The sequence below is a fragment of the Streptomyces sp. NPDC107517 genome (assembly GCF_055582645.1).
In genome coordinates, this window is record NZ_JBVJPM010000011.1 from 117,655 (window position 1) to 142,644 (window position 24,990).

General features: G+C 69.7%; 27 protein-coding genes, 1 tRNA gene, 1 pseudogene and 1 riboswitch. Of the genes and pseudogenes, 18 read left to right on the top strand and 11 right to left on the bottom strand.

Annotation, left to right across the window (positions count from 1 at the left end):
• The first annotated feature begins 186 nt into the window (after nucleotides 1–186).
• The 5 genes from ACZ67T_RS24885 to ACZ67T_RS24905 all read left to right on the top strand — a co-directional run bounded on the left by ACZ67T_RS24885 (nucleotide 187) and on the right by ACZ67T_RS24905 (nucleotide 3,808).
• On the top strand, nucleotides 187–1,662 hold the full coding sequence (locus tag ACZ67T_RS24885) for an amino acid permease (RefSeq protein WP_469986975.1): 1,476 nt from the start codon (nucleotides 187–189) through the stop codon (nucleotides 1,660–1,662).
• 128 nt (nucleotides 1,663–1,790) lie between these two features.
• Complete coding sequence (locus tag ACZ67T_RS24890) at nucleotides 1,791–2,207, top strand: M67 family metallopeptidase (RefSeq protein ID WP_469986977.1); 417 nt, start codon at nucleotides 1,791–1,793, stop codon at nucleotides 2,205–2,207.
• 124 nt (nucleotides 2,208–2,331) lie between these two features.
• Entirely contained in the window at nucleotides 2,332–2,436 is a 105-nt protein-coding gene (locus tag ACZ67T_RS24895) for a putative leader peptide (protein ID WP_324903250.1), read from the top strand.
• A 137-nt stretch (nucleotides 2,437–2,573) separates the two neighbouring features.
• Entirely contained in the window at nucleotides 2,574–2,852 is a 279-nt protein-coding gene (locus ACZ67T_RS24900; RefSeq protein WP_116512756.1) for a MoaD/ThiS family protein, read from the top strand.
• 5 nt (nucleotides 2,853–2,857) lie between these two features.
• The gene (locus ACZ67T_RS24905; RefSeq protein ID WP_361404253.1) at nucleotides 2,858–3,808 is read left to right on the top strand and encodes a PLP-dependent cysteine synthase family protein; all 951 of its coding nucleotides are present in this window, start codon (nucleotides 2,858–2,860) and stop codon (nucleotides 3,806–3,808) included.
• 139 nt (nucleotides 3,809–3,947) lie between these two features.
• On the opposite strand, the gene ACZ67T_RS24910 is transcribed toward ACZ67T_RS24905, so the two are convergent.
• Nucleotides 3,948–4,400: a type II toxin-antitoxin system PemK/MazF family toxin gene (locus ACZ67T_RS24910; protein ID WP_469986979.1), complete on the bottom strand. Its 453-nt coding sequence runs from the start codon at nucleotides 4,398–4,400 to the stop codon at nucleotides 3,948–3,950.
• Nucleotides 4,401–4,619: 219 nt separating this feature from the next.
• Here ACZ67T_RS24910 and ACZ67T_RS24915 point away from each other — a divergent pair, with 219 nt between their 5' ends.
• The gene (locus tag ACZ67T_RS24915; protein ID WP_469986981.1) at nucleotides 4,620–5,372 is read left to right on the top strand and encodes an MBL fold metallo-hydrolase; all 753 of its coding nucleotides are present in this window, start codon (nucleotides 4,620–4,622) and stop codon (nucleotides 5,370–5,372) included.
• Between the two features lie 71 nt (nucleotides 5,373–5,443).
• Here the strand turns inward: ACZ67T_RS24915 and ACZ67T_RS24920 are convergent, their stop codons facing one another.
• Together ACZ67T_RS24920 and ACZ67T_RS24925 are read right to left on the bottom strand one after the other, a co-directional pair.
• A complete protein-coding gene (locus tag ACZ67T_RS24920; RefSeq protein ID WP_469986982.1) occupies nucleotides 5,444–6,709 on the bottom strand; it encodes a PTS transporter subunit EIIC in 1,266 nt (421 codons plus the stop codon).
• A gap of 254 nt (nucleotides 6,710–6,963) precedes the next feature.
• A complete protein-coding gene (locus tag ACZ67T_RS24925) occupies nucleotides 6,964–8,253 on the bottom strand; it encodes a PTS transporter subunit EIIC (RefSeq protein ID WP_469986983.1) in 1,290 nt (429 codons plus the stop codon).
• 141 nt (nucleotides 8,254–8,394) lie between these two features.
• On the opposite strand from ACZ67T_RS24925, the gene ACZ67T_RS24930 reads away from it, so the two are divergent.
• The 4 genes from ACZ67T_RS24930 to rdgB all read left to right on the top strand — a co-directional run bounded on the left by ACZ67T_RS24930 (nucleotide 8,395) and on the right by rdgB (nucleotide 10,693).
• The gene (locus tag ACZ67T_RS24930; RefSeq protein ID WP_356289155.1) at nucleotides 8,395–8,715 is read left to right on the top strand and encodes a PTS sugar transporter subunit IIB; all 321 of its coding nucleotides are present in this window, start codon (nucleotides 8,395–8,397) and stop codon (nucleotides 8,713–8,715) included.
• A 92-nt stretch (nucleotides 8,716–8,807) separates the two neighbouring features.
• Nucleotides 8,808–9,545, top strand: a complete 738-nt coding sequence (gene rph / locus ACZ67T_RS24935; RefSeq protein ID WP_469986985.1) for a ribonuclease PH — start codon at nucleotides 8,808–8,810, stop codon at nucleotides 9,543–9,545.
• Nucleotides 9,546–9,654: 109 nt separating this feature from the next.
• Nucleotides 9,655–10,053, top strand: coding sequence for a hypothetical protein (locus ACZ67T_RS24940; protein WP_469986987.1), 399 nt, complete (start codon nucleotides 9,655–9,657; stop codon nucleotides 10,051–10,053).
• Nucleotides 10,054–10,087: 34 nt separating this feature from the next.
• Complete coding sequence (gene rdgB / locus ACZ67T_RS24945) at nucleotides 10,088–10,693, top strand: RdgB/HAM1 family non-canonical purine NTP pyrophosphatase (protein WP_469986988.1); 606 nt, start codon at nucleotides 10,088–10,090, stop codon at nucleotides 10,691–10,693.
• Between the two features lie 54 nt (nucleotides 10,694–10,747).
• Here rdgB and ACZ67T_RS24950 read toward each other — a convergent pair.
• From ACZ67T_RS24950 to bcp, 5 genes and pseudogenes are all read right to left on the bottom strand, one after another.
• A tRNA-Leu gene (locus ACZ67T_RS24950) sits at nucleotides 10,748–10,822 on the bottom strand.
• 11 nt (nucleotides 10,823–10,833) lie between these two features.
• The gene (locus ACZ67T_RS24955) at nucleotides 10,834–11,652 is read right to left on the bottom strand and encodes an HNH endonuclease signature motif containing protein (protein ID WP_469986990.1); all 819 of its coding nucleotides are present in this window, start codon (nucleotides 11,650–11,652) and stop codon (nucleotides 10,834–10,836) included.
• Entirely contained in the window at nucleotides 11,652–12,281 is a 630-nt protein-coding gene (locus tag ACZ67T_RS24960) for an HNH endonuclease (protein WP_469986992.1), read from the bottom strand. Before ACZ67T_RS24960 ends, ACZ67T_RS24955 begins: the two co-directional genes overlap by 1 nt.
• Before the next feature lie 146 nt (nucleotides 12,282–12,427).
• Nucleotides 12,428–12,646: pseudogene (locus ACZ67T_RS24965) on the bottom strand (MFS transporter); the annotation flags it as partial.
• Between the two features lie 143 nt (nucleotides 12,647–12,789).
• Entirely contained in the window at nucleotides 12,790–13,257 is a 468-nt protein-coding gene (gene bcp / locus ACZ67T_RS24970; RefSeq protein ID WP_266563771.1) for a thioredoxin-dependent thiol peroxidase, read from the bottom strand.
• A 129-nt stretch (nucleotides 13,258–13,386) separates the two neighbouring features.
• Here bcp and ACZ67T_RS24975 point away from each other — a divergent pair, with 129 nt between their 5' ends.
• The 3 genes from ACZ67T_RS24975 to ACZ67T_RS24985 all read left to right on the top strand — a co-directional run bounded on the left by ACZ67T_RS24975 (nucleotide 13,387) and on the right by ACZ67T_RS24985 (nucleotide 14,612).
• On the top strand, nucleotides 13,387–13,725 hold the full coding sequence (locus ACZ67T_RS24975) for a DUF3618 domain-containing protein (protein WP_469986994.1): 339 nt from the start codon (nucleotides 13,387–13,389) through the stop codon (nucleotides 13,723–13,725).
• 99 nt (nucleotides 13,726–13,824) lie between these two features.
• Complete coding sequence (locus ACZ67T_RS24980) at nucleotides 13,825–14,127, top strand: GroES family chaperonin (protein WP_199841797.1); 303 nt, start codon at nucleotides 13,825–13,827, stop codon at nucleotides 14,125–14,127.
• A gap of 72 nt (nucleotides 14,128–14,199) precedes the next feature.
• A riboswitch (guanidine-III (ykkC-III) riboswitch) is annotated at nucleotides 14,200–14,260 on the top strand.
• A gap of 31 nt (nucleotides 14,261–14,291) precedes the next feature.
• Nucleotides 14,292–14,612 carry a DMT family transporter gene (locus tag ACZ67T_RS24985; RefSeq protein WP_469986996.1) on the top strand — a complete coding sequence of 107 codons (321 nt, stop codon included), beginning with the start codon at nucleotides 14,292–14,294 and terminating at the stop codon, nucleotides 14,610–14,612.
• 80 nt (nucleotides 14,613–14,692) lie between these two features.
• Here the strand turns inward: ACZ67T_RS24985 and ACZ67T_RS24990 are convergent, their stop codons facing one another.
• Nucleotides 14,693–16,948 (bottom strand): transglycosylase domain-containing protein, encoded by a 2,256-nt coding sequence (locus ACZ67T_RS24990; RefSeq protein ID WP_469986998.1) that lies wholly within the window; start codon nucleotides 16,946–16,948, stop codon nucleotides 14,693–14,695.
• A gap of 192 nt (nucleotides 16,949–17,140) precedes the next feature.
• Here ACZ67T_RS24990 and ACZ67T_RS24995 point away from each other — a divergent pair, with 192 nt between their 5' ends.
• The 4 genes from ACZ67T_RS24995 to ACZ67T_RS25010 are packed head-to-tail and all read left to right on the top strand — an operon-like array spanning nucleotide 17,141 to nucleotide 20,612.
• Complete coding sequence (locus ACZ67T_RS24995) at nucleotides 17,141–17,959, top strand: ABC transporter permease (RefSeq protein ID WP_469986999.1); 819 nt, start codon at nucleotides 17,141–17,143, stop codon at nucleotides 17,957–17,959.
• Nucleotides 17,960–18,005: 46 nt separating this feature from the next.
• A complete protein-coding gene (locus tag ACZ67T_RS25000; RefSeq protein WP_469987270.1) occupies nucleotides 18,006–18,770 on the top strand; it encodes an ABC transporter permease in 765 nt (254 codons plus the stop codon).
• A 6-nt stretch (nucleotides 18,771–18,776) separates the two neighbouring features.
• Nucleotides 18,777–19,766 (top strand): ABC transporter ATP-binding protein, encoded by a 990-nt coding sequence (locus ACZ67T_RS25005; protein ID WP_469987001.1) that lies wholly within the window; start codon nucleotides 18,777–18,779, stop codon nucleotides 19,764–19,766.
• Nucleotides 19,767–19,775: 9 nt separating this feature from the next.
• A complete protein-coding gene (locus ACZ67T_RS25010; protein WP_469987003.1) occupies nucleotides 19,776–20,612 on the top strand; it encodes a DUF1707 SHOCT-like domain-containing protein in 837 nt (278 codons plus the stop codon).
• Between the two features lie 40 nt (nucleotides 20,613–20,652).
• Here the strand turns inward: ACZ67T_RS25010 and ACZ67T_RS25015 are convergent, their stop codons facing one another.
• Complete coding sequence (locus tag ACZ67T_RS25015; RefSeq protein WP_469987004.1) at nucleotides 20,653–21,975, bottom strand: SGNH/GDSL hydrolase family protein; 1,323 nt, start codon at nucleotides 21,973–21,975, stop codon at nucleotides 20,653–20,655.
• Nucleotides 21,976–22,273: 298 nt separating this feature from the next.
• Between ACZ67T_RS25015 and ACZ67T_RS25020 the strand changes: the two genes are divergently transcribed.
• Nucleotides 22,274–23,602 carry a DUF445 domain-containing protein gene (locus tag ACZ67T_RS25020; RefSeq protein WP_469987272.1) on the top strand — a complete coding sequence of 443 codons (1,329 nt, stop codon included), beginning with the start codon at nucleotides 22,274–22,276 and terminating at the stop codon, nucleotides 23,600–23,602.
• Here ACZ67T_RS25020 and ACZ67T_RS25025 read toward each other — a convergent pair.
• Nucleotides 23,532–24,959, bottom strand: a complete 1,428-nt coding sequence (locus tag ACZ67T_RS25025) for an MFS transporter (RefSeq protein WP_469987006.1) — start codon at nucleotides 24,957–24,959, stop codon at nucleotides 23,532–23,534. The two genes, ACZ67T_RS25020 and ACZ67T_RS25025, sit on opposite strands and share 71 nt — an antisense overlap.
• Nucleotides 24,960–24,990: the final 31 nt, after the last annotated feature.

Consider the following 24,990-nt stretch of genomic DNA (forward strand, 5'->3'; position numbering starts at 1 on the left):
GTTGCCGCCGTGATAAATCTTCACGACCGCCCGACGGACGCCACCCCTGTCCCGTCGGGTGCGCCCCGACCGGCAGACCGCCGGTAGGCACAGCTCCATCCATCCAGGGGACCAGTACCCCCAAGGATCGTCACAGTCGATCCGAGCCGCAGCGGCACGGATCGGCATGGAGAAAGGCGCAACACCATGACCTCAGTGCAGGTCGGCAAACAACACGACGGCAATGAGGCCGTGCAGGCCCCCGGCGAGTCCGGTGAGGGCGAGGGTTACCAGCGCGGTCTCGGCGCCCGGCAGATCCAGATGATCGCCATCGGCGGCGCCATCGGGACCGGCCTCTTCCTCGGCGCGGGCAAGGGCATCTCGAAGGCGGGCCCCAGCCTGATCCTCGCGTACGCCATCGCGGGCCTCGTCATCTTCTTCATCATGCGGGCGCTCGGCGAGCTCCTCATGTACCGCCCCGTCTCGGGCTCCTTCTCGGAGTACGCGCGTGAGTTCATCGGCCCCTTCGCGGGCTTCGTGACCGGCTGGACGTACTGGCTCTTCTGGGTCGTCACCGGCATCACCGAGGTCACCGCGGCCGCCCAGTACATGAAGTACTGGACCCACGACAGCGTTCCGCAGTGGCTCACCGCGCTCGTCTTCACCCTCATCCTCTACGCCGTGAACCTGATCTCCGTGAAGCTCTTCGGTGAGCTGGAGTTCTGGTTCTCGATGGTGAAGGTCACCGCGATCGTCGGCATGATCCTCATCTGCGCCGGCATCCTCACCGTCGGCTTCTCCGACGCGGGCGACACCGCCTCCGTCACGCACCTGTGGTCCGACGGCGGCTTCTTCCCGAACGGCATCGGCTCCACCCTCATGACCCTCCAGATGGTCATGTTCGCCTTCCTCGCCGTCGAGCTCGTCGGCGTCACCGCGGGCGAGTCCAAGGACCCGAAGACCGTCCTGCCCAAGGCCATCAACACCGTGCCGTGGCGCATCGCCGTCTTCTACGTCGGCGCGCTGATCATGATCCTCTCGGTCGTGCCGTGGACGAACTTCCAGCCGGGCGTCTCCCCGTTCGTCGCCGCCTTCGAGAAGATGGGCCTCGGCGTCGGTGCCGCCATCGTCAACTTCGTCGTCCTGACCGCGGCGCTGTCGTCCTGCAACTCCGGCATGTACTCCACCGGCCGCATGCTGCGCGACCTCGCGCTCAACGGCCAGGGCCCGAAGTTCTTCACCAAGCTGACCAAGTCCGGCACGCCCCTCATCGGCACGACGGTCTCCGCCGCGATGATGCTGGTCGGCGTCTGGATCAACTACCAGTGGCCCGGCGAGGCGTTCAACTACGTCGTCTCCTTCGCCACCATCTCCGGCATGTGGGCCTGGATCGTCATCCTGATCTGCCAGATCCGCTACCGCATCAAGGCCGACCGCGGCGAGCTGCCCCAGTCCTCCTTCAAGGCTCCCGGCGGCATCGTCCCCAGCATCCTGGCGCTCGGCTTCATCGGCATGGTGATCGTGCTGATGGGCATCGACAAGGACGCCCGCGTCTCGCTCTACTGCGCTCCGCTGTGGGCCGTCATCCTCGGCATCTCGTACGTCGTCCTGCGCAGCCGCAACCCGCAGAGCGCGGCGTTCGCGAAGCGCAATCAGCCGGAGAAGTCCGAGCAGGCCAAGTAGTCCAGCAGGCCGGCAGTCCAGCAGTTCAAGTAGTCCAGCAGACCGGGGTGATCCCCCGCGTCTCAGCATCCGGGCCCTGTCGTACCGCACTCCGGTACGGCAGGGCCCGGATGCTTATCCTGAGCCCCATGCTGACCCTGACGCAGGCCCTCCACGACCAGATCGTCGCCCACGCGCGCGCCGACCACCCCGACGAGGCGTGCGGCGTCGTCGCCGGACCGGCGGGCACCGGCCGGCCCGAGCGCTTCATCCCGATGCTCAACGCCGCCCGCTCGCCCACGTTCTATGAGTTCGACTCGGGCGACCTGCTGAAGCTGTACCGCGAGATGGACGACCGGGACGAGGAGCCCGTGATCATCTACCACTCGCACACCGCGACCGAGGCCCACCCCTCCCGCACCGACATCACGTACGCGAACGAGCCGGGCGCCCACTACGTCCTCGTCTCCACCGCGGACACCGACGACGCGGGACCCTTCCAGTTCCGTTCGTTCCGGATCGTCGAAGGCGTCGTGACCGAGGAAGAGGTCGAGGTCACCCCGTAACCCGGCCTCCCCGGTCCCGTACCGCCCCAGCCGCGCCCAGCCACGTCCCAGCCATCGGACGGATATCGACCACATGGTGAGATCACACTCCGGGATCCCGGGCGGGAATCGATACGATGACCCCATGGTTCTTCACGACGTGAGCGACAAGACGCCGGGCATGCTGCTCGTGGCGCGCCTTCACGTCGACCTGTGCCGCCTCGCCAGCGCCATCTGTCCCAACCCCTGACGCGTCCCCCCGCACTGCTTCGCAGGCTCCGGGACCGCCGCGGCGGACTCCGTCCGCCGGCCCGACGTGTCGTGGGCACCGCTGTTCAGCGCACGCCAAAGCCCTTCCGTACCCTCCCCTGTTACTGGAGTCCAGCCATGGCCATCGAGGTCCGCATCCCGACCATCCTCCGCACCTACACCGACGGCCAGAAGTCCGTCGAGGGCAGCGGGGACACGCTCGCCGAGCTCTTCGCCGACCTCGAGACCCGCCACACGGGCATCCAGGCGCGCATCGTGGACGGCGAGCAGCTGCGCCGCTTCGTGAACGTCTACCTGAACGACGAGGACGTCCGCTTCCTGGACGGCATCACCACCAAGCTCGCCGACGGCGACAACGTCACGATCCTGCCGGCCGTGGCCGGCGGCATGGCCTGATCGGGATGCGGTACGACTCCCCGCTCGCCGCGGTCGGCAACACGCCCCTGGTGCGGCTGCCGCGGCTCTCGCCGTCCGAGGACGTACGGATCTGGGCGAAGCTCGAGGACCGCAACCCGACCGGCTCGGTCAAGGACCGCCCCGCGCTCCACATGATCGAGCAGGCCGAGAAGGACGGCCGGCTCACCCCCGGCTGCACCATCCTCGAGCCGACCTCGGGCAACACCGGCATCTCCCTTGCCATGGCGGCCCGCCTCAAGGGCTACCGCATGGTGTGCGTCATGCCGGAGAACACCTCGCAGGAGCGCAGGGACCTGCTCGCCATGTGGGGTGCCGAGATCATCCCCTCGCCCGCGGCGGGCGGCTCCAACACGGCCGTGCGCATGGCCAAGGAACTGAGCGCGCAGCACCCGGACTGGGTGATGCTCTATCAGTACGGCAACCCGGACAACGCGGGCGCCCACTACGCGACGACCGGCCCCGAGATCCTCGCCGACCTGCCCTCCGTCACGCACTTCGTGGCGGGCCTCGGCACGACGGGCACCCTCATGGGCGTCGGCCGCTACCTGCGCGAACAGAAGCCGGACGTCAAGATCGTCGCCGCGGAGCCGCGCTACGACGACCTGGTCTACGGCCTGCGCAACCTCGACGAGGGTTTCGTACCCGAGCTGTACGACGCCTCCGTCCTGACCACCCGCTTCTCGGTGGGCTCCGCGGACGCGGTGACCCGCACCCGTGAACTCCTCCAGCAGGAGGGCATCTTCGCGGGCGTCTCCACCGGAGCGGCCCTGCACGCGGCGATCGGCGTCGGCCGCAAGGCGGTCGCGGCCGGTGAGTCCGCCGACATCGTCTTCGTGGTCGCCGACGGCGGCTGGAAGTACCTGTCGACCGGCGTCTACACGGCCGCGACGACGGAAGAAGCGATCGAGACGCTGCACGGCCAGCTCTGGGCGTAAGCACGCATCGCGAGAGCGGGGGCCGGGCCGGCAGCAATGCGGCCCGGCCCCCGCTCTCGCGACAGCTGGCTTTAACGTCAGTCGGCTCTCACGACAGCCCGCTCTCGCGTAAGCCGGCTCTCAGGTGACCCGGCCGCCGTCACCTCGCCAGATACCGGACCTGGTCCCACACCACCGGATCCAGCACCCCGGCCCTGCGCCGGAAGTCCCCCACGGGAACCTCACGCAGCTCGTCCGTCTCCAGGAAGCTCGGTCTGCCCTGCGCGTCCCCGACCGACCCGGGCGGCAGCGCGATCACCCCGGCCCGCTCGTCGTGGTACTTGCTGGTGATCTTCGCGACGCGTACCCGCCGCCGGTGCACGGCCAGCACGAGGCACGGCCTGTCCTTGCCGCCCGGCCCGTCCTCGTACGGCACCTGCGCCCACCAGATCTCGCCCGGCTGCGGCCGCTCGCCGCGAGCGCGCGGCCCCCGCGGCGGGCGGGTCCGGCCGCCGGGCCGACGACGGTGCCCGCGCCCCCACCCGTCGACGAGCGCCGCGACGAGCGCGAGCAGCAGCACCGCGGCGAGCGCGAGCCACCATGACGTGTCCATACGGACGACGGTACCGGTGGCACCCGCGCGACGCCGCACCCGACGCACGCCCCCCGAACCGGTGACAGCACAGGTGAGTTCTCCCACAACGGCCCACGACGGAGGAGCGACCGGCCCTTTTGCGCCTTACGCTCGACGGACCGCTCGACCCCTTTTCCTTCTGCTCCCATCCCGCCCACATCCCGCTCTCTGACTGCCAGCGCGGAGGTTCCAGCTCTTATGAAGCTCACCGTCGTCGGCTGCTCGGGGTCGTTCCCGTCCGCGGATTCGGCCTGCTCGAGCTACCTCGTCGAGGCCGACGGCTTCCGGCTGCTACTCGACATGGGCAACGGCGCCCTGGGCGAGCTGCAGCGCCACTGCGGTCTCTACGACCTCGACGCGATCTTCCTCAGCCATCTGCACGCCGACCACTGCATCGACATGTGCGGCTACTTCGTGGCGCGCTACTACCGTCACGACGGCGGCCGCTGCGCCCCGATACCGGTCTACGGACCCGAGGGCACGGAACAGCGCCTGACCACGGCGTACGCGGACACGCCCTCCGCCTCCTCGATGAGTGAGGTCTTCGACTTCCACACCGTGAAGCCGGGCTGGCACGAGATCGGCCCGTTCACCGTGCGCACGGAGAAGGTGTGCCACCCCGTCGAGGCGTACGGCATCCGCGTCGAGCACGACGGCAGGTCGCTCACGTACTCCGGCGACACGGGCGCGTGCGTCGCGCTCGAGGAACTCGCCGCGGACAGCGACCTGTTCCTGTGCGAGGCGGCGTTCACGCACGGCAAGGAGAACATCCCCGACCTCCACCTCAACGGCCGCGAGGCGGGCGAGTCCGCGACCCGTGCCGGTGCCCGCCGCCTCGTCCTCACGCACATCCCGCCGTGGACGGACCCCCAGGCCAACCTCGCGGACGCCCGCGCCGCGTACGACGGTCCGGCCGAACTGGCCGCGCCCGGGCGGGTGTACGAGATCTGAGCCCGGCATGACGAAGGCCCCCGGAACCGATGCGGTTCCGGGGGCCTTCGCCGTGGTGCGGGGGCCGGGGCCTACTTGCTCTCGGCCTTGAGGATCTCGGCCAGTTCCTCGTCGGACTCACGGCCCGGCGTAGGAATGTTGAACTTGGTGATCGCGAACCGGAAGATCACGTAGTAGACCACCGCGAAGCAGAGGCCGACCAGCGCGAGACCCAACGGGTTGGTCGCGATGCCGAGGTTGAGGAAGTAGTCGACCGCGCCGGCGGAGAAGCCGAAGCCGTCCTTCATGCCGAGACCCCAGGTCAGTGCCATCGAGACACCGGTGAGCACCGCGTGGATCGCGTACAGGGCCGGGGCGATGAACATGAACGTGAACTCGATCGGCTCGGTCACACCGGTGACGAACGCGGTGGCGGCGAGCGAGAACATCATGCCGCCGACGACCTTGCGGCGCTCGGGGCGGGCGCAGTGGACGATCGCGAGGCAGGCCGCCGGGAGGGCGAACATCATGATCGGGAAGAAGCCGGTCATGAACTGTCCGGCGCTCGGGTCGCCCTGGAGGAAGCGCGCGATGTCGCCGCTCTTGCCCTCGTACGTACCGGCCTGGAACCACGGGAACGAGTTGAGGAGGTGGTGCATGCCGATCGGGATCAGCGCGCGGTTGGCGACACCGAAGATGCCGGCGCCGACCGCGCCCGAGCCGACCAGCCACTCACCGAAGTTGTGCAGACCGGCGCCGAGCACGGGCCAGATGAGGCCGAAGACGATGCCGATGACCAGGCCCGCGAAGGCGGAGAGGATCGGGACGAGGCGGCGGCCGCCGAAGAAGCCCGCCCAGTCGGGCAGCTTGGTCCGGTAGAACTTCTGGTAGAGCAGGGCCACGACGACGCCCATGACCACACCGCCGAGCACACCGGCGTTGACCGGCGCCTCGTTCATGACGATCTTGCCGTCGGCCACGGCGGCGACCTTCGGCAGGTTGCTGTCCGTGAAGGTGGCGAGCACCTTCTGGAACACGAGGTAGCCGGTGACGGCCGCGAGCGCGGTGGAGCCGTCGGACTTCTTGGCGAAGCCGATGGCGATGCCGACGCAGAACAGCAGCGGCATGTTGTCGAGCAGCGCGCCGCCGCCGGCCGACATGTACGACGCCAGCTTGGTGATGAAGGTGGGGAACGAGTCCTTGCCGAGCATGTCGGGCTGCCCGAACCGGACCAGGAGCGCGGCGGCGGGCAGCACCGCGACCGGCAGCATGAGGCTGCGGCCGATGCGCTGCATGACAGCCATCGCGCCCGCGCCCTTCTTCTTGGCGGCCGCGGGGGCGGCACTGGCCGTGGTCACAACTTCCTCCAGTAGGCAAGGCGCCGCCCGGGGGACAAGGTGGGGACGGCGGCGTCTCGGAAACCCGGCTCTGCGGCCGCGTGGTCTACACCACTCAGTGGTGTAGACCTGTTGTAGCACGGTGAAGGTCGTATAAGGAACCCGCTCCTTCCCGGGATCCTTGTGCGCTCAGTCATATGCGACAGCGCGAAACAAAACCCCCGGACCAGGAGGTCCGGGGGCCTTGGGGCGTGGGGCCGAGGGGCGGCGGGCGATCAGGCCTTCGTGACGTCCTCGACCTGGTCCTCGGGCTCGCGGCCCGGCGTCTTCAGGTCGAACTTGGTGATCGCGAACCGGAAGATCGCGTAGTAGACCACCGCGAAGGCAAGCCCGATCGGGATGATCAGCCAGGGCTTCGTCGCCAGACTCCAGTTGATGACGTAGTCGATCAGACCCGCCGAGAAACTGAAGCCGTCATGCACACCCAGCGCCCACGTCACCGCCATCGAAACACCGGTGAGGACCGCGTGGATCGCGTAGAGCACCGGCGCCACGAAGAGGAACGAGTACTCGATCGGCTCGGTGATCCCGGTGACGAACGAGGTCAGGGCCACCGACAGCATCAGGCCACCGACCACCTTGCGGCGCTCCGGGCGCGCGCAGTGCGTCATCGCCAGGCACGCGGCCGGCAGCGCGAACATCATGATGGGGAAGAAGCCCGAGGTGAACTGGCCCGCGTTCGGGTCGCCCGCCAGGAACATGTTAATGTCACCGTGCACCTCGGTGCCGTCCGGCTTCGTGTACGTGCCGAACTGGAACCAGATGGGCACGTTCAGGAACTGGTGAAGGCCGATCACCAGCAGCGCGCGGTTGGCGACACCGAAGATGCCGGAGCCGAGCCAGTCCAGACCCACGAGCCAGTCGCTGAAGCTCTCCAGGGCGTCACCGATCGGCGGCCAGATCCACAGACAGATCGCCGCGACGGCGATGGCGACGAACGCCATGATGATCGGGACGAGCCGGCGGCCGTTGAAGAAGCCCAGCCAGTCGACCAGCTTGGTGCGGTGGAAGCGCTGCCAGAAGAACGAGGCGAGCAGGCCCATGACGATGCCGCCGAAGACGCCCGGATTCTGATAGGTGTACGCCGCCACCGTGTGGTCCACCGTCACCTGGCACCCGGTGGCGACCGCCTGGGAACCGGCCGGGCAGGCCTCGGGGAACTGACGCAGCACGTTGAAGTAGACGAGGAAGCCGACGACCGCCGCGAGCGCCGTCGAACCGTCCGCCTTCTTGGCCATGCCGATCGCCACACCGATGCAGAACAGCAGCGGAAGACCGAGCGCGCCGTCGAGCAGAGCGCCACCGGCACCGACCATCACCTTGGAGACATCGGTCCACCCCAGACCGTCGTCACCGAAGACGTCCGGCTGGCCGAGCCGGTTCAGGATGCCTGCCGCCGGCAGTACGGCGATGGGGAGTTGGAGGCTGCGACCCATCTTCTGCAGACCCTGGAAGAGGTTGTTCCACGGGCTGGGCCTGTAGACGGCCGCGCTGTCGGCGCTCATAGGCGTCCTCCCGGAACAAGCCACTGTGGCGGTACGTTTGGCGGTCGTGGGAAACTGGTGTAGACCAGTTGCGGGACGGGTCGGCCGGCACCGGCCCGTGAAGGCATGACGCCGTGATCGTCATCATTCGTCACGGGCCACATGACCGCTCGTGAAGATGGGCCAACCGTGGGCTACCGTGACAAAGCGGGCCCATGGCGGGCCGAGAGAAAAGTCAGGGAGAACCACATGGCCACCAAGGCTGAGAAGATCGTCGCCGGGCTCGGCGGGCTCGACAACATCGAAGAGGTCGAGGGCTGCATCACCCGCCTGCGCACCGAGGTCATCGACCCCAGCAAGGTCGACGAAGCCGCCCTGAAGGCCGCCGGCGCCCACGGCGTCGTCAAGATGGGCACCGCCATCCAGGTCGTCATCGGCACCGACGCCGACCCCATCGCCGCCGACATCGAAGACATGATGTGAGACCCCGGCGACCCGCCTAGGCACCACACCGAGAAGGCCCCGCACCCGACACCCGGAACGGGGCCTTCGACGTTTTCGCTAGGCTCCCTCCCATGTCTCGCATCGACGGCCGCACCCCCGAACAACTCCGCCCCATCACCATCGAACGCGGGTGGAGCAAGCACGCAGAAGGCTCCGTCCTCGTCTCCTTCGGCGACACCAAAGTCTTCTGCACCGCCTCCGTCACCGAAGGCGTCCCCCGCTGGCGCAAGGGCAGCGGCGAAGGCTGGGTCACCGCCGAATACTCGATGCTCCCCCGCGCCACCAACACCCGCGGCGACCGCGAATCCGTCCGCGGCAAGATCGGCGGCCGCACCCACGAGATCAGCCGCCTCATCGGCCGCTCCCTGCGCGCCGTCATCGACTACAAAGCCCTCGGCGAGAACACCATCGTCCTCGACTGCGACGTCCTCCAGGCCGACGGCGGCACCCGCACCGCCGCCATCACCGGCGCCTACGTCGCCCTCGCCGACGCCATCACCTGGGCCCAGGGCAAGAAGCTCATCAAGGCCGGCCGCCAGCCCCTCACCGGCACCGTCTCCGCCGTCTCCGTCGGCATCGTCGGCGGCATCCCCCTCCTCGACCTCTGCTACGAGGAAGACGTACGCGCCGACACCGACATGAACGTCGTCTGCACCGGCGACGGCCGCTTCGTCGAGGTCCAAGGCACCGCCGAGGCCCAGCCGTTCGCCCGCGACGAACTCAACTCCCTTCTCGACCTCGCCGTTTCCGGCTGCGCCGACCTCACCGCCGCCCAGCGCGCGGCACTCGAGGCCACCCTGGAAAGGTAAAGAAGACGCCAAGTAGGGTGGCAACCCGAAAGACGTCAACCGCGTCACTACGGACGGGCGCACGGCATCTCGCCGTGCGCCCGTCCGCACACCAGGGGAGGACCGATCCATGGCCGCGCGCCCGCGACACCGACGCCGCATCGCCGTACTCGCCGCCACCGCGGCACTCATCGCCGTACCGGCCGCCGCCGGCTGCGGCGCGCTCGACAAGGCACTCGACTGCGTCCAGACCGCCGACTCCATCGCCGACAGCGTCAGCGACCTCAAGCAGGCCGTCGAGAACGCGACGAACGACCCCGCGCAGGCCGACAAGGCGCTCGACTCCATCGACAAGAACCTCGACGAGATCGGCGACAAGACCGACAACGCCGACGTCTCCAAGGCCGTCGACGACCTCGACACCGCCGTGGGCAACGTCCGCACCGCCATCAAGAACGGCGACGAAACCCCCGACATCACCCCCGTCACCGACGCCGCCGGCGAACTGACCAAGGTCTGCACGCCGTAACAGCGGCACGAGCACCGGCGCGATACTGGTCCCCATGACCCGCCTCATCCTCGCCACCCGCAACGCCGGCAAGATCACCGAGCTCAGGGCGATCCTCGCCGACGCAGGCCTGCCCCACGACCTCGTCGGCGCGGACGCCTACCCCGACATCCCCGACGTCAGGGAAACCGGCGTCACCTTCGCCGAGAACGCCCTCCTCAAGGCCCACGCCCTCGCCCAGGCCACCGGCCTGCCCGCCGTCGCCGACGACTCCGGCCTGTGCGTCGACGTACTCGGCGGAGCACCCGGCATCTTCTCCGCCCGCTGGGCCGGCCGCCACGGCGACGACAAGGCCAACCTCGACCTCCTCCTCGCCCAGCTCGGCGACATCGACTCCGACACCCACCGCGCCGCCCACTTCGCCTGCGCCGCGGCGCTGGCGCTGCCGGACGGCACGGAGCGCGTGGTCGAGGGCCAGCTGCGGGGAGTGCTGCGCCACGCCCCGTCAGGCTCGAACGGCTTCGGCTACGACCCGATCCTGCAGGTCGAGGGCGATACGCGGACGTGCGCGGAGCTGACCCCGGACGAGAAGAACGCGATCTCCCACCGGGGGAAGGCGTTTCGGGCGCTGGTGCCGGTGGTGCGGGAGTTGTTGGGCTGAGCTCGGCCGACAGCGACGAAGGGCGCGGCGTACGTACGCCGCGCCCCTCTGAGGTGGGCCCGGTGGGACTCGAACCCACGACACACCGGACCTAAACCGGCGCCCTCTGGCCAGCTGGGGTACGGACCCGCCCGGTCACTCTACTGGGTCTGGTGGTGTCGCTTCGAGAAGCTTCCCGTCTGGCTGTGGCACGAGGGACAGAGGTATCGCAGGTTCTCCGGGCGGTTGTCGAGCCGGTCGCCGTTGATGTGGTCGATCTCCAGAACCAGCCGCTTGTCTCGCCATGTGTCTCCGATACCGCACTTGGCGCAAACGCGAGGTACATCCAGGTCGTCGAGGGCGCGTCTGAGGAGCGCGGTCCTGATGCGGGAGGAGCTTGGCTGGAGGATTTCGACAGCATGCTTGCGGCGCGGCGAGTGTGTTCCGCGTCGGTGCGCTTGTCCGATGAAGTGGGCTGTCGAGATGCCATGCGCCTCAAGGCTCCGCCTCAGGCGCGCCCGCCCGGCCCCATTGTCAGAGACGCCAAGTGCCTTGAGTACGCCTGCCAGGCTCACGGAACTGGCGGTCAGCGAGGCGAGGGGCTCACGCGGGAAGATTGCCGGGTTGCCCCGGCTGCTGGTGAAGTGTGATGTGTCGATGCCGAACCGGTCGAGCTGCTTCCGGATGTGCCCGTACGGGAAGTCGTCTGGCGGGAAGCCCATGTGCTGGGCCATGCCGCGGATGCTGAACGAGTGGGTGGCGGCCTCACGCAACGTCTCCTCGCTGTATGACCGGCGTTCCTGCTCGGGGAGTGCTTCTTCCTTGAAGTGCGATGTGTCGATTCCGTAGTGTTCCAGCCGGCCCCTGAGGTAGCGGAGAGGGCGGCTACCCATGGGGGCGCCGATCCGGCGCATCAAGTCCACAAGACTGGTCGACTCTGCCGCGGACCGGGCCAGGCGATCCTGCGGGTAGCTGGCCATCAGGCTCGCCCCTCTCGCTTCCGGCCCCGATAAGTGTCGGTCACCGTATGGCAGTTGGGGCAAAGGAGCCGGAGGTTCTCCGGGCGGTTGTCCCACCAGTCGCCGTTGATGTGGTCGACCTCCAGACGTAGTGGCAGGCCGTTCCAGACAGGCCCGACAGCGCATTCCGCACATCGCTCCTCCACACCGGTCCGGATCAGCTCGCGGCGCAGCCGCTTGCCGGGAAGGCGCCCGTCCTCCGGGGCGCGCAGCTGAAGAGGCTCGCCCAGCGCCCCCTTTTTCCGCCCCCTCTGTCCGGGGACGAAGTGCGAGGTGTCGATCCCGAGGGCTGCGATGCGCCGACCGATGTGGGCCTCATTGCCTCCCACCACGTTGATGCCCAAGTGGCGCACCACGCCCTTCACGCTGGTGGACGCGGCTACCGCCTCTCGCAGCCGTCCCTCGGTGTGCCGCACCTGGTTCGTCGCCAAGTGCGAGATGTCGATGCCTGCTTCGGTCATGCGCTGCCGAAGGTACCGCCTGCTTCCGGCCGTCGGCTCACCCCCACACCACCGCACCGCCTCGTCCCACGTCCGCGTCTCCCGAGCCGCCTCCTCCAGCAGCTCCCGTGTGTACCGCTTCTCGCCCATGCGTGCCCCTCCCGTACGACTGTCCGTTCGTCACCTCGTACGGTTAACGAACCGAAAATCGGACCGTCACGCACGAAATGCGGAGCAGTCCGATCCGGGTCGGCGAGAAGGGGTTTGGCGAGACGGGCTCGGCAGAAAGGGCCCGGTCAGAACCTCGGCGCTCGCGCCTGGGACTCCACCAGTTCGGCCGCTTCCTCCTGTGTCTCCACCGACGGTGGGGAGCCCGCCAGGGGCTGTTGGGCCGTTTCCTTCATGCAGGCCACCGCGATGACGCCGACCAGGGCCGCCGCCAGGGCGTAGTGCGCGGGCATCATGTCCGTGCCCGTGACGCCGGTCAGGGCCGTGATGACCAGCGGGGTCGTGCCGTCGGCATCGTGCCGAGCATGCGGATCGTTCCAGGGGATCACTTGCTCGAAGGTGGCGATCGCAAACGGAAGTCCCCTTCGAGGGGACTTCCGTCACATCTGCGCGTACCCGGAAGGCCTGCGGTGATCCGCGGCCCGGCGGGTCAGATCCCGAGATCCTTGATGATCTTCGCCACGTGGCCCGTGGCCTTCACGTTGTAGAGGGCTCGCTCGACCTTGCCGTCCTCGTCCACGACGATCGTGGAGCGGATCACGCCCGTCACCGTTTTGCCGTAGAGCTTCTTCTCGCCGTACGCGCCGTAGGCCTCGAGGGTCTCCTTGGAGGGGTCGCCGAGGAGCGTGACCTTGAGGTTCTCCTTCTCGCGGAACTTCGCGAGCTTCTCCGGCTTGTCGGGGGAGATGCCGATTACGTCGTAGCCCGCGCCCGCGAGGACGTCGAGGTTGTCCGTGAAGTCGCATGCCTGCTTCGTGCAGCCGGGGGTGAGGGCGGCCGGGTAGAAGTAGACGATCGTCTTGCGGCCCTTGTGGTCGGCGAGGGAGACCTCGTTGCCGTCCGCGTCGGGCAGCGTGAAGGCGGGGGCGGTGTCGCCGGTCGTCAGTCGCTCGCTCATGGTGGGACTCCTCGTACGGGATACGGGTACGGGACCCGAGCGTAATGGGGGTGCCGTGGGGTGCGGCGGCCGCCGAGCTGACAGACTGTCCACGACCAGTGCCATAACGGCGACCATGGAGGCAGCGCGGTGTCGGACACGTCGAGAACGTCGGATGCGCGGACCCCGGCGCAGATCGAGGCGGACATAAAGCGCCGTCGCGAGGCGCTGGCCGAGACGCTCGACGAGATCGGGGTGCGGGTGCACCCGAAGACGATCGTCGGTGATGCGAAGGCCAAGTTCGTCGCGAGTGTCGACCACACCGTCGGGCGTGCCTATGTGGGCGCGAACCGGATGGTGTCGGACGTGAAGGCGCAGTTCGTCTCCGAGGAGGGTGCGCCGCGTGTGGAGCGCATCGTTCCGGTGGCTGTCGCCGTGGCCGGTCTGGTGGGGCTGCTCGTCGTGACCGCGCGGCGCCGTAAGCGCTGACCCTTCCTGCGTACGGGCGTGGCCGCGGAAGGTAGGTTTCGGGGCGTGAGCGCCAACAGCGAGAAGAACAGCACCCAGCACGACAAGCTGCCCATCCGCATGCTGCACGACCGTGTGCTCGTGCGGCAGGACACCGCCGAGGGCGAGCGGCGCAGCGGTGGCGGCATCCTGATTCCGGCGACCGCGGCGGTCGGGCGGCGTCTGGCCTGGGCGGTCGTGGTGGCTGTCGGGCAGAACGTGCGGACGGTGGAGCCGGGCGACCGGGTGCTGTACGACCCGGAGGATCTGGCCGAGGTCGAGGTGCGGGGTGTCGCGTACGTGCTGATGCGTGAGCGTGATCTGCACGCGGTGGCCGCGGACCGGTTCGAGGGTTCCCAGGATTCGACGGGCCTGTACCTGTAGATCGCACGGCTCGTACTCATGGTGTCGCTCAAGGGCTGGTGACCGTTGTCACCAGCCCTTTTATACGTTCTTTGCTACCTTTGGGGGACCCCGACGAGACGCGCCGTACCGGGTTCCGCAAAGACGACGCACCCCTGTTGATCCAACTGACGGAGGTGCCTGTCATGGCCTGGGTTCTTATCGTGATCGCCGGTTTTCTCGAGGTCGGCTGGTCGATCGGCATGAAGTTCACGGACGGGTTCACCCGGCTGTGGCCGAGCGTGTTCACCGGCGCGGGCATCGTCGCCAGCATGGTGATGCTCTCCTACGCCGCCAAGACCCTGCCGATCGGTACGGCCTACGGCGTGTGGGTGGGCATCGGCGCGGCCGGTGCGGCCGTCGTGGGCATGCTGGCGCTCGGTGAGCCGGCGACGGCCGCGCGGATCTTCTTCATCTTGCTGCTGATCGTGGCGATCGTGGGACTGAAGGCGACGTCGGGCCACTAGAGCCTCTCGTTCGGATCATGCCGGACTCGCGGGGCCTGGTCCGGCCTGATCCGATCGAAACGCCCTGGGCGCCGGCCCGGTCACTGCCCGGGGTCGGATTCGTGGTCGGGCTCGTAGTCCGAGTCACCGAACAGCCCGTTCACCGGCCCTGACGGCGGGTTCGGTTCCTCCGAGGGAGTCTCGGACGTGGACTCCGCCGGTGTGGACGGTGCGGTCGGGGGGCTGGACGACGCCGGTTCGGACGGGGGTTCGCTGGAGGGCTCGTCGGTGGTCGGTTCGCTGGAGGGTTCGTCGGGTGCGGCCGAGGGGATCTCGGGCTGTTCGGCGCCGGACTCCAGTTCCAGGTCGAAGTTCTTGGGCGTACTGCCCTGGAGTGCGGCCTTGGTGAACTGGGCCCAGATCTGCGCCGGGAGGCCGCCGCCGTTGACGCGGGACAGGCCGAGCGCCCCGTACAGCGGGGTGTGGGCGCCGGTCGAGGGGTTCTGGCCCATGACGGCGACGACGGTGGCGAGGTCGGGGGTGTAGCCCGCGAACCAGGCCGCCGTGTCCTCCTCGGCGGTGCCGGTCTTGCCGGCGGCGGGCCGGTTCGCGGCGAGGGCGGCGGTGCCGGTGCCGCCCTCGACGACGCTCTGCAGGACGGACGTGGTCGTGTCGGCGGACTCGCGGGTGACGGCGCGCTTGGTGCGCTGGTCGGGCAGGTCGATGCTCTCGCCGTCCTTGGTGACCTCGGCGACGAGGGTGTACGTGGCGCGCTTGCCGTGGTTGGCGAGGGTGGCGTACGCCTCGGTCATGTCGAGGACGCTGGCGGTGGCCGGGCCGAGCGCGATCGAGGGGGACTCGGTCAGGTCGGGGGTGTTCTTGGGCAGGCCGAGGGCGATGGCGGTCTGTTTGACCTTGTCGGAGCCGACGTCGACGGCCATCTGTGCGTAGACCGCGTTGACGGACTTGTCGGTCGCGGTGCGCACGGTGATGGGGCCGTAGTCGGTCTTGTCCTCGTTCTCCGGGGCGTAGTAGCCGCCGCTCCAGCCTTGTACGGGGCGGGCGTTGGTGCCGTCGTAGACGGTGTTCGGGGTGATGGTGCGGCCGTCCTGGGTGGTGGAGGCGTTCTCCACGGCCGAGGTGAAGACGAACGGCTTGAACGTGGAGCCGACCTGGTAGTCGCGGCGCGTGGCGTTGTTGACGTACTGCTTCGTGTAGTCGATGCCGCCGTACATGGCGAGGACCTTGCCGGTCGTGGGGTCGATGGCGGCGCCGCCGGCGCGGACGTTGCGGTCGGCCGGCCGGTTCTCCTTGTCGAGCTGGGACATCAGCTGGTCGTCGACGGCTTTGACGAAGGCGTCCTGCTTCTTCTTCTGGAGTGTGGTGGTGATGCGGTAGCCGCCGACGGCCAGGGTGTCCTCGTCGATGATGCCCTTGTCGGTGAGGTAGTCCTTGACGGCCTGGACGAGGTAGCCGCGCTGGCCGGACATTCCGGCGGGGCCCTTGGCGTCGTCGGGCATGGGGAACGACATCTTCCGGCGGTCGGCCGGGCTGAGCCAGCGCTCCTTGACCATGCCGTCGAGGACGTAGTTCCAGCGGGCGACGGCCTGCGACTTGTTCTCGGGGTGGGCGATGACGTCGTACGAGCTGGGGGCGTTGAGGAGGGCCGCGAGGTAGGCGCCCTGTGCGGTGGTGAGGTCCTCGACGTCGATGCCGTAGTAGGCCTGGGCGGCGGCCTGGATGCCGTAGGCGTTGCGGCCGAAGTAGCTGGTGTTGAGGTAGCCCTCGAGGATGTGGTCCTTGCTCTCCTCGCGGTCCAGCTTGATCGAGATGAAGAACTCCTTCACCTTGCGGGTGATGGTCTGTTCCTGGCCCAGGTAGTAGTTCTTCACGTACTGCTGGGTGATCGTCGAGCCGGACTGTTTGCCCTTGCCGGTGAGGGTGTTCCAGGCGGCGCGGACCATCGCCTTGGGGTCGATGGCGGACTCGCTGTAGAAGTCGCGGTCCTCGGCGGCGAGTACGCCGTGCTGGACGGTTCTGGGGATCTGGGAGAGGGAGACGTTCTCGCGGTTGATCTCGCCGTCGCGGGCGAGCTGGCTGCCGTCGGCGTACAGGTAGACGTTGCTCTGCGCGGTGGCTGTGGCGTTGGCGGGTGGGATCTTGACGAGGTGGTAGCCGAGGACGAACAGGCCGATGCACAGGAGCAGGAAGCCGAGGATCGTGCCGAGGGTGATGCGCCAGGTGGGGATCAGGCGGCGCCAGCCCGTGCGGCGGGGGCGTGTGCGTTTCGCCGGCTTCCCGGCCTTCCCGGCGTTCCCGGACTCTGCGGCCTTCGGCTGCTGCGGCTCGTCGCTCATGCCCTGTGGAACTCCTGTTTCCCTCCGTACGTCACGTACGCCTCTTTACTTCCTGCCGGACACTCTGGCATCGATGGGTGGTGCGGCCGGGGCGTGGCACGCGCCGGGCGCCCCGAAAATGCGTGGCACGGTACACCCTGCTCCCGCTAGGCTCCTGCGCTTTGGTCCAGAACGGAAGACGAGGGCGGGAGCTTGTCCGTGGGGAGTTTCCGGCTGTATGCGGCCGTCGCCGCCGGAGGGTTCCGGCGCTACGCGACGTACCGTTCGGCCACCGCGGCGGGCGTGTTCACGAACACCGTCTTCGGGTTCATCGTGGCGTACACGTACCTGGCTCTGTGGGACGAGCGGCCGGGGCTCGGCGGGTACGACCAGGCGCAGGCGCTGACGTATGTGTGGATCGGGCAGGCGCTCGCGCAGGCGCTGTCGATGTTCAACGCGGGTTTCGCCGTCGACATGGTGGCGCGGATCCGCAGCGGCGACATCGCCGTGGATCTGTACCGGCCCGTCGACCTTCAACTGTGGTGGCTGGCGGGGGACTTGGGGCGGGCCGGGTTCCAGTTGCTCAGCCGGGGGCTGGTGCCGCTGACGGTGGGCGCGCTCGCCTTCCCGCTGGCGCTGCCGGGCGATCCGGTGGTGTGGCTGGAGTTCCTGGTGGCGGTGGTGCTGGCCGTGGTGGTGAGCTTCGCGATTCGCTATGTGCTGGCGCTGAGCGCGTTCTGGCTGCTCGACGGGTCGGGCGTGCTGCAGTTCGGGGGTCTGGTGGGGATGTTCTTCACGGGTCTGCTGCTGCCGCTGAACGCGATGCCCGGCGCGCTCGGCGGCATCGCGCGGGTGCTGCCGTGGGCGTCGCTCCTGCAGATGCCCGCCGACATCCTCCTGGGCGCCCGATCCGGTGCGGCCGAAGTCCTTGCCGCGTACGCCTTCCAGGCCGGGTGGGCGGTCGCCCTGCTCGCCGCGGGCCGCCTTCTCCAGTCCTCCGCGACACGCAAGGTGGTGCTTCAAGGTGGCTGACAACGGCGGCACGGGGAGCGTACGGGTCTACGGGTTGATCGCCGCGATGTGGATCCGCTCCACCGTGGTCTACCGCACGTCGTTCGCGGCGGCGCTCCTCACCAACTTCCTTGTCACGGCACTCGATTTCGTCGTGATCTGGATGATGTTCTCGCAGGCGACCTCGCTCGGCGGCTACAGCTTCGCGGAGACCGCCTTCCTGTACGGGACCGCCTCCGTCTCCTTCGGGATCACCGCCCTGCTGCTCGGCAGCGTCGACGATCTCGGGCTGCGGGTGCGCGACGGCTCCCTCGACGCGTTCCTGGTGCGCCCCGCCCCGCTGCTCGTCCAGGTGGCGGCGGACCGCTTCGGCCTGCGTCGCCTCGGACGTTTCCTCCAGGGCGTCCTGGTCCTCGGCTGGTCCCTGACGCGCCTCGACATCGACTGGACGCCCGCCGGGCTGCTCCTGCTGCCGGTGATGCTGCTGAGCGGTGCGGCCATCTTCGGCGCGGTGTACGTGGCCGGGGCGGCGTTCCAGTTCTGGGCACAGGACGCGGCGGAGGCGCAGAGCGCGTTCACGTTCGGCGGGCTGACGCTGCTCCAGTACCCGCCGACGGTCTTCGCCAGGGACTTCGTGATCGGCGTGACGTTCGTCGTGCCGCTGGCCTTCGTCAACTGGCTGCCCGCGCTGTACCTGCTCGGCCGCCCCTATCCCATCGGCCTGCCCTGGTGGCTCGCCTTCACGCCGCCGCTGGTGGCCGCCGGGAGCTGTGCGCTCGCGGGTCTGGCCTGGCGCGCGGGTGTCCGTTCGTACCGCAGCACCGGGAGCTGAAGGCGTATGACTGAGGGTTTCATCGAGGTCGACGGCGTGGAGAAGGTCTTCGACGTGCGCAGGAAGACGGGCCTGCTGCGGCGCGAGCGCCATCAGGTGCGGGCCGTCGACTCGCTCACCTTCAGCGTGCCGCGCGGCGAGATGGTCGGCTACATCGGGCCGAACGGCGCGGGCAAGTCCACCACGATCAAGATGCTGACCGGCATCCTCACGCCCAGCGCGGGCCGGCTGCGGGTCGCGGGCATCGAGCCGTCCCGGGAGCGGACGCGGCTCGCGCGGCGGATCGGGGTGGTGTTCGGGCAGCGCACGACGCTGTGGTGGGACCTGCCGCTCATCGACTCGTACCGCCTGATGCACCGCATGTACCGCATCCCGGACGCCCGCTACCGGGAGAACCTCGACCGGTGCGTCGAACTCCTGGAACTGGGCGGCCTGTTGGGCACGCCGGTGCGGCAGCTCTCTCTCGGGCAGCGCATGCGCGGCGACATCGCGGCGGCCCTGCTGCACGACCCCGAGGTGCTCTACCTCGACGAGCCGACCATCGGTCTCGATGTCGTCTCCAAGGTGAAAGTGCGGGGATTCCTGCGGGAGTTGAACGAGGCGCGTGGCACGACGGTCCTGCTGACCACGCACGACCTGACCGACATCGAGCAGCTCTGCAAGCGTGTCATGGTCATCGACCACGGCCGCCTGATGTACGACGGGCAGCTGGCCGGTCTGCACCAGGTGGGGGAGAGCGAGCGGACCCTCGTGGTCGACCTGGAGCGTGAACTGCCGCCGCTGGACGTGGAGTTCGCGCGGGTGGTGAAGGTGGACGGGCCGCGCCAGTGGCTGGCGTTCCCGGCCGCGCAGTCGGCGGCGCCGCTGGTCGCGCAGATCGCGGCTCAGTATCCGCTGGCGGATCTGTCGGTGCGGGAGCCGGACATCGAGTCCGTGATCGCCCGGATGTACGCCCGTGAGGAACCATCCCTGGGAGGAACGGCCGCGCCCTCGTAGGCTGGCCCCATGACGGACGAACGCCCTGAGCGCCCCGAGCCGAACGACCTGCCCGAGCTGCGGGCCTCCGACGCCGACCGGGACCGGGTCGCGGAGGTCCTGCGGGACGCCCTCGCCGAGGGGCGCCTGGACATGGAGGAGTTCGACGAGCGGCTCGAGGCCGTGTACAAGGCGCGTACGTACGGTGAGCTGGCGCCCCTCACGCGTGATCTGCCGGGGGTGGGAGCGGCGGCGCCGCAGAGCCCGGTGAGCTTCGTGAAGGAGCCGCAGCCCGAGCGGGCGCTCGACTGGCGGACGCGGATCGGCGGGGAGGCGACGTCCACGTGGGCGCTCGCGTTCTTCGGCGGGTTCGGCCGCAAGGGGCGCTGGACGGTGGGCGAGAAGTTCACGTCGTTCGCGATGTTCGGCGGCGGCGAGATCGATCTGCGGGAGGCGCGGTTCGCGTCCCGCGACGTGGTCATCAACTGCTTCGCGGTCATGGGCGGGGTCCAGATCAAGGTGCCGCCGGAGCTGGATGTCACCGTCAAGGGCTTCGGCATCATGGGTGGCGTCGACGACCGGGCGTCGGGCGAGGGCACGCCGGGCTCGCCGCGGGTCGTCGTGCGGGGGTTCGCTCTGATGGGCGGCGTCGGCGTGGACCGCAAGGCGAGGCGCGAGGAGCGGCGGCGCTTCAAGGAGGAGCGCCGCCAGGACAAGCTGGACCGCATGGCCGAGCACCTCGAGGCGCTGGAGGGGCACCGCGAGCGGCACGCCGAACACCATCAGCTGCGGCACGAGCGCCACGAGGAGCGGCGCCGGCGCCAGTGGGAGCGGGCGGAGGAGCGCCGGGAGAGGCGTGAGCGGTAGGACGCCCGCGCCGTGAGCGGGGGCGCGGCCGGGCCGGGCGTTACAGCTCGGCCGGCGTCGCCCCCTTCAGCGTCGTCAGGTTGAACGTGTCCGCCATCCTGCGGAAGCCGGAGTCACTCGGGTGCAGGTGGTCACCGGAGTCGTACGCGGGCAGGAGCTTGCGCGGGTTGTACGGGTCGCGCAGCGCCTTGTCGAAGTCGACGAACTCGTCGAAGACCTTGCCGGAGCGGATCTGCGCGTTCACGGCCTGGCGCACGACGTCGAGGCGGGGCTCGTAGCCGCGGTGGCCCTGGAACGGCATGAGCGTCGCGCCGACCACGCGCAGGCCGCGCGTGTGCGCCTGCCGGGTCAGCTCCCGCAGCCCCTCGACGATCTTGTCGGGGTCGTTCTGGTGCGGGTTGCGGAGGATGTCGTTGACGCCGAGCGCGATCACGACGGCTTTGACGCCGGTCCGGTCGAGGACGTCCCGGTCGAAGCGGGAGAGGCCGCTCGGGTTGTTCGCGGGGCGGCCGAGGCCGTCGGACAGGATGCGGTTGCCGCTGATGCCCTGGTTGACCACGCCGTAGCGGGCCGCGCCGTTCTCGTCGCGCAGCCGGTCGGCGAGGTCGTCCGTCCAGCGCAGGTTGGCGCCCACCGTCGAGGTGACGCCGTCGGTCAGGGAGTCGCCTATCACGACGACGGTGCCGTCCGACTCGTTGCTCAGCACGTCGAGCGCAGTGACGTAGCGCCAGTACGGGGTCTGCTGCGTGAACGGGGCGCCGGTCGCGTCCTCCGTGCGGTCGCCCTGGGCGACGTACGACATCTGACGGGCCTGCGGGTGGTAGGTGACCGGGCCCGACGGGGTGGGCGAGTAGCTCGTGACGAGCATGTCCGCGTCGTGCGGGACGTGCAGCCGAACGGCGTCGCTCATGGCCTGGGAGCCGGCCGGGATCACGACCGAGGTGTTGCCGCCGAAGGTGAGGCGGCGCAGGGTGCCCGCCGCGGCGACCGGGGTGTTGGGCGCGGCCGCGACGGCGACCGAGGCGTGCGTGATGCTGAGCGGCTGCTGCCCGAAGAGGTTGGAGAACGTGATGCGGGCGCTCGTGCCGCCGATGCTGGTGTGCACGACGTTGCGCACGGTGCGGCCCGCGAGGCCGTCGGTCTCCGTGCCGGGCTCGCCGCCCGCGGGGGAGGCCGACCAACTGCCCGACCAGGTGCCGGTGGAGGCGGGTGCCGCCGAGTTCTGCTGGTGCCGGGGGCCCGCGCTGACCGTGCTGTCCGAGCCGTCGAAGGCGCCGGAGACGCCCAGGTATATGGCGGCCGAAATCACGACGACCAGGGCCGCTACCGCGGCCAACAGGGCATAACCGTGGCGCTTGGTCATGCGGGGATGTCTCCTCGGGCAGCGGGAGCCCGAGGCTCCGGTGTGATGATCCCATGATGCGTCATGGGTCGGGAGGAAGCCGACACTGCCCCCCTCCGCCTTTTGAGACGCCGGGAACTTGCCGTCCGTTCCGGGAGTCGGTCAGGTAGGGACAATGTGTGAGAGGGATGACACGGGGGACTGCCGGGTGAGCGGACTTGTGACGGGCGGAGTGGGCTGAGTGGACGAAGCGGAGGACGCGAAGCGCGCGGCGGCCGCGCGCGGCACGCGGGACTTGGAGGAAACGGGCGAAGCGGGCATGGGTGAGCATGCCCGCCCGGGCGGCTCCTCATTCGGTACGCGGCCTGCTCCGTTCGGCGCGGGCCCCGGCTCCTTCAGCCCCGCCGACGTGGAGAAGCAGCGCGGTGTACGGCGGATGAAGACCACCGCGACCGCCCTGCTCCTGCTCGTCGCCGTCATCTACGTACTCGCCAAGTGGGGGCAGAACTCCGGCGCCGGCGCCTGGGCGGGCTATGTCGCGGCCGCCGCCGAAGCGGGCATGGTCGGCGCCCTCGCCGACTGGTTCGCGGTCACCGCGCTCTTCCGCCGCCCCCTCGGCCTGCCCATCCCGCACACGGCGATCATCCCGACCAAGAAGGACCAGCTGGGCGTCTCGCTCGGGGAGTTCGTCGGGGAGAACTTTCTCTCCTCCGACGTCGTACGGCAGCGGCTGCGCGCCGTCGGCATCGGCGGCCGGCTCGGCACCTGGTTGGCCGAACCGGAGCACGCCGACCGGGTGACGGCCGAGCTCGCCGCCGCCCTGCGCGGAGCCCTCACCGTGCTGCGCGACTCGGACGTCCAGGCCGTCGTCGGCGAGGCCATCACGCGCCGCGCCGACGCCCAGGAGGTCGCGCCCGGCCTGGGCAAACTGCTGGAGAAGGTCGTCGCCGACGGCGGCCACAAGCGGGCCGTGGACCTCGTCTGCGCTCGGGCCCACGACTGGCTGGTGCGGCACGGGGACTCCGTGATGGACGCGGTGCAGGGCGGCGCCCCCGGCTGGACCCCGCGGTTCGTCGACAGGAAGATCGGCGACCGCGTCTACAAGGAACTCCTGCGCTTCGTCACCGAGATGCGCGACATGCCCGGGCACCCCGCCCGCGGCGCCCTCGACCGCTTCCTCGAGGACTTCGCCTGCGACCTCCAGTCCGACACGGACACGCGGGCGCGCGTCGAGCGCCTGAAGTCCGAGGTCATCGCCCGTCCCGAGGTCCAGGACCTGATCGCCTCCGCCTGGTCCGCGGTCCGCGCCATGATCGTCGCGGCGGCGGAGGACGAGCGCAGCGAGCTGCGGCTGCGCGTACGGGCCTCGCTGCTCTCCCTCGGCGCGCGGATGGCGACCGACCGCCGCCTCCAGGACAAGGTCGACGGCTGGGTCGAGGGCGCGGCCACCTACGTCGTGACGACGTACCGCAAGGAGATCACCTCCCTCATCACGGACACCGTGGCGGGCTGGGACGCCGAGCACACCTCCAAGAAGATCGAGGCGCACATCGGCCGTGACCTGCAGTTCATCCGGATCAACGGCACGGTGGTGGGCTCGCTGGCAGGGCTCGCGATCTACGCGGTGTCGCGGGCGCTGGGGGCGTGACGCGCCGCCCACGCGGCCTGCGCAGGGTCAGCGCGAGGAGCGCCGCCCCCGCGCACAGCGCGCCCGCGCCCACCCACACCGGGTCGTACGAGCCGAAGGCGTCCCGCGCCATCCCGCCCGCGAACGCCACGGCCCCGGCCCCGACCTGGTGCGCGGCGCTCGCCCAGCCGAACACGACCGGTGCGTCAGCCCCGTAGTGGGCGCGGCACAGCGCGATCGTCGGCGGCACGGTCGCCACGTCGAGCAGCCCGAAGACGACCGTGAACGCGACGAGCGGCGCGTCCACGGCCGACGTCAGCAGCAGCGGCAGCGCGAGGAGGGCGAGGCCGCGCAGGGCGTAGTACACGGCGAGCAGGCGGCGCGGATCGGCGCGGTCCGTCAGCCATCCGGACGCCACCGTCCCCGCGACATTGAAGATCCCGATCAGGGAGAGCAGCGACGCGGCGACCGTCACCGGCATCCCGTGGTCGTGCGCGGCGGGCGCGAAGTGCGTCCACATCACGCCGTTCGTCGAGCCGCCACAGACGGCGAAGGTCACGGCGAGCAGCCAGAACGGGCCGGTGCGGGCGGCGCGGACGAGGGTGCGCAGGGCGTGCCGGGCGGCGCCCTCGGCTCGGTCGGTGTGTGGTGCGGTGTCTTCGGTTCGGCCGGCGAGGCGAGAGAGGTCTTGGGTTCGGCGGGTGTGTCGCGTGGCCCTCTCGGTAAGACCGGTGTGTCGTGCGGTGTCTTCGGTTCGGCCGGCGAGGCGTGCGGGGTCCTCGGTTCGGCCCGGGGCCTTCCGCGGCTCGCGCACCGCGGCCCACACCACCGGCAGCGCGCCGGCCGCCGCGAGCGCGAGCGCCGCGGCGGCGGTCCGCCACGAGTACGCGTCGATCACCCATGACAGCGCGGGCAGGAACACGAACTGCCCCACCACGCTCGCCGCCGTGAGCAGCCCGGTGACGAGCCCGCGCCGCGCGACGAACCACCGCTCGGTGACCGTCGCCGCGAACGTCGTCGCGGTCGCCCCCGTCCCCAGGCCCACCAGCACGCCCCAGTACAGGACGAACTGCCAGGGCGCGGTCATCGTCGTCGCGAGTCCCGCCCCGGCCCCGACGGCACACAGGGCGCCGACGGCGACGCGCCGCATCCCGAGCCGGTCCATGAGCGCCGCCGCGAAGGGGGCACTCGCCCCGTACACGACCATGTTCACGAGCGAGCCGAGCCCGACGGACGCCCGTGACCAGCCGAGATCCTCGTGCAACGGCCCGACGAGCAGACCGGCGAGCGTACTGAACGCCCCGGCCGTGACGATGGCGAGCGCGGCACCGGCGGCGACGGTCCAGGGGGACCGGGAATTCCTGCGATACGGCCTCATGACTTCACCCTGCGACGTAGGCACCCGTCGC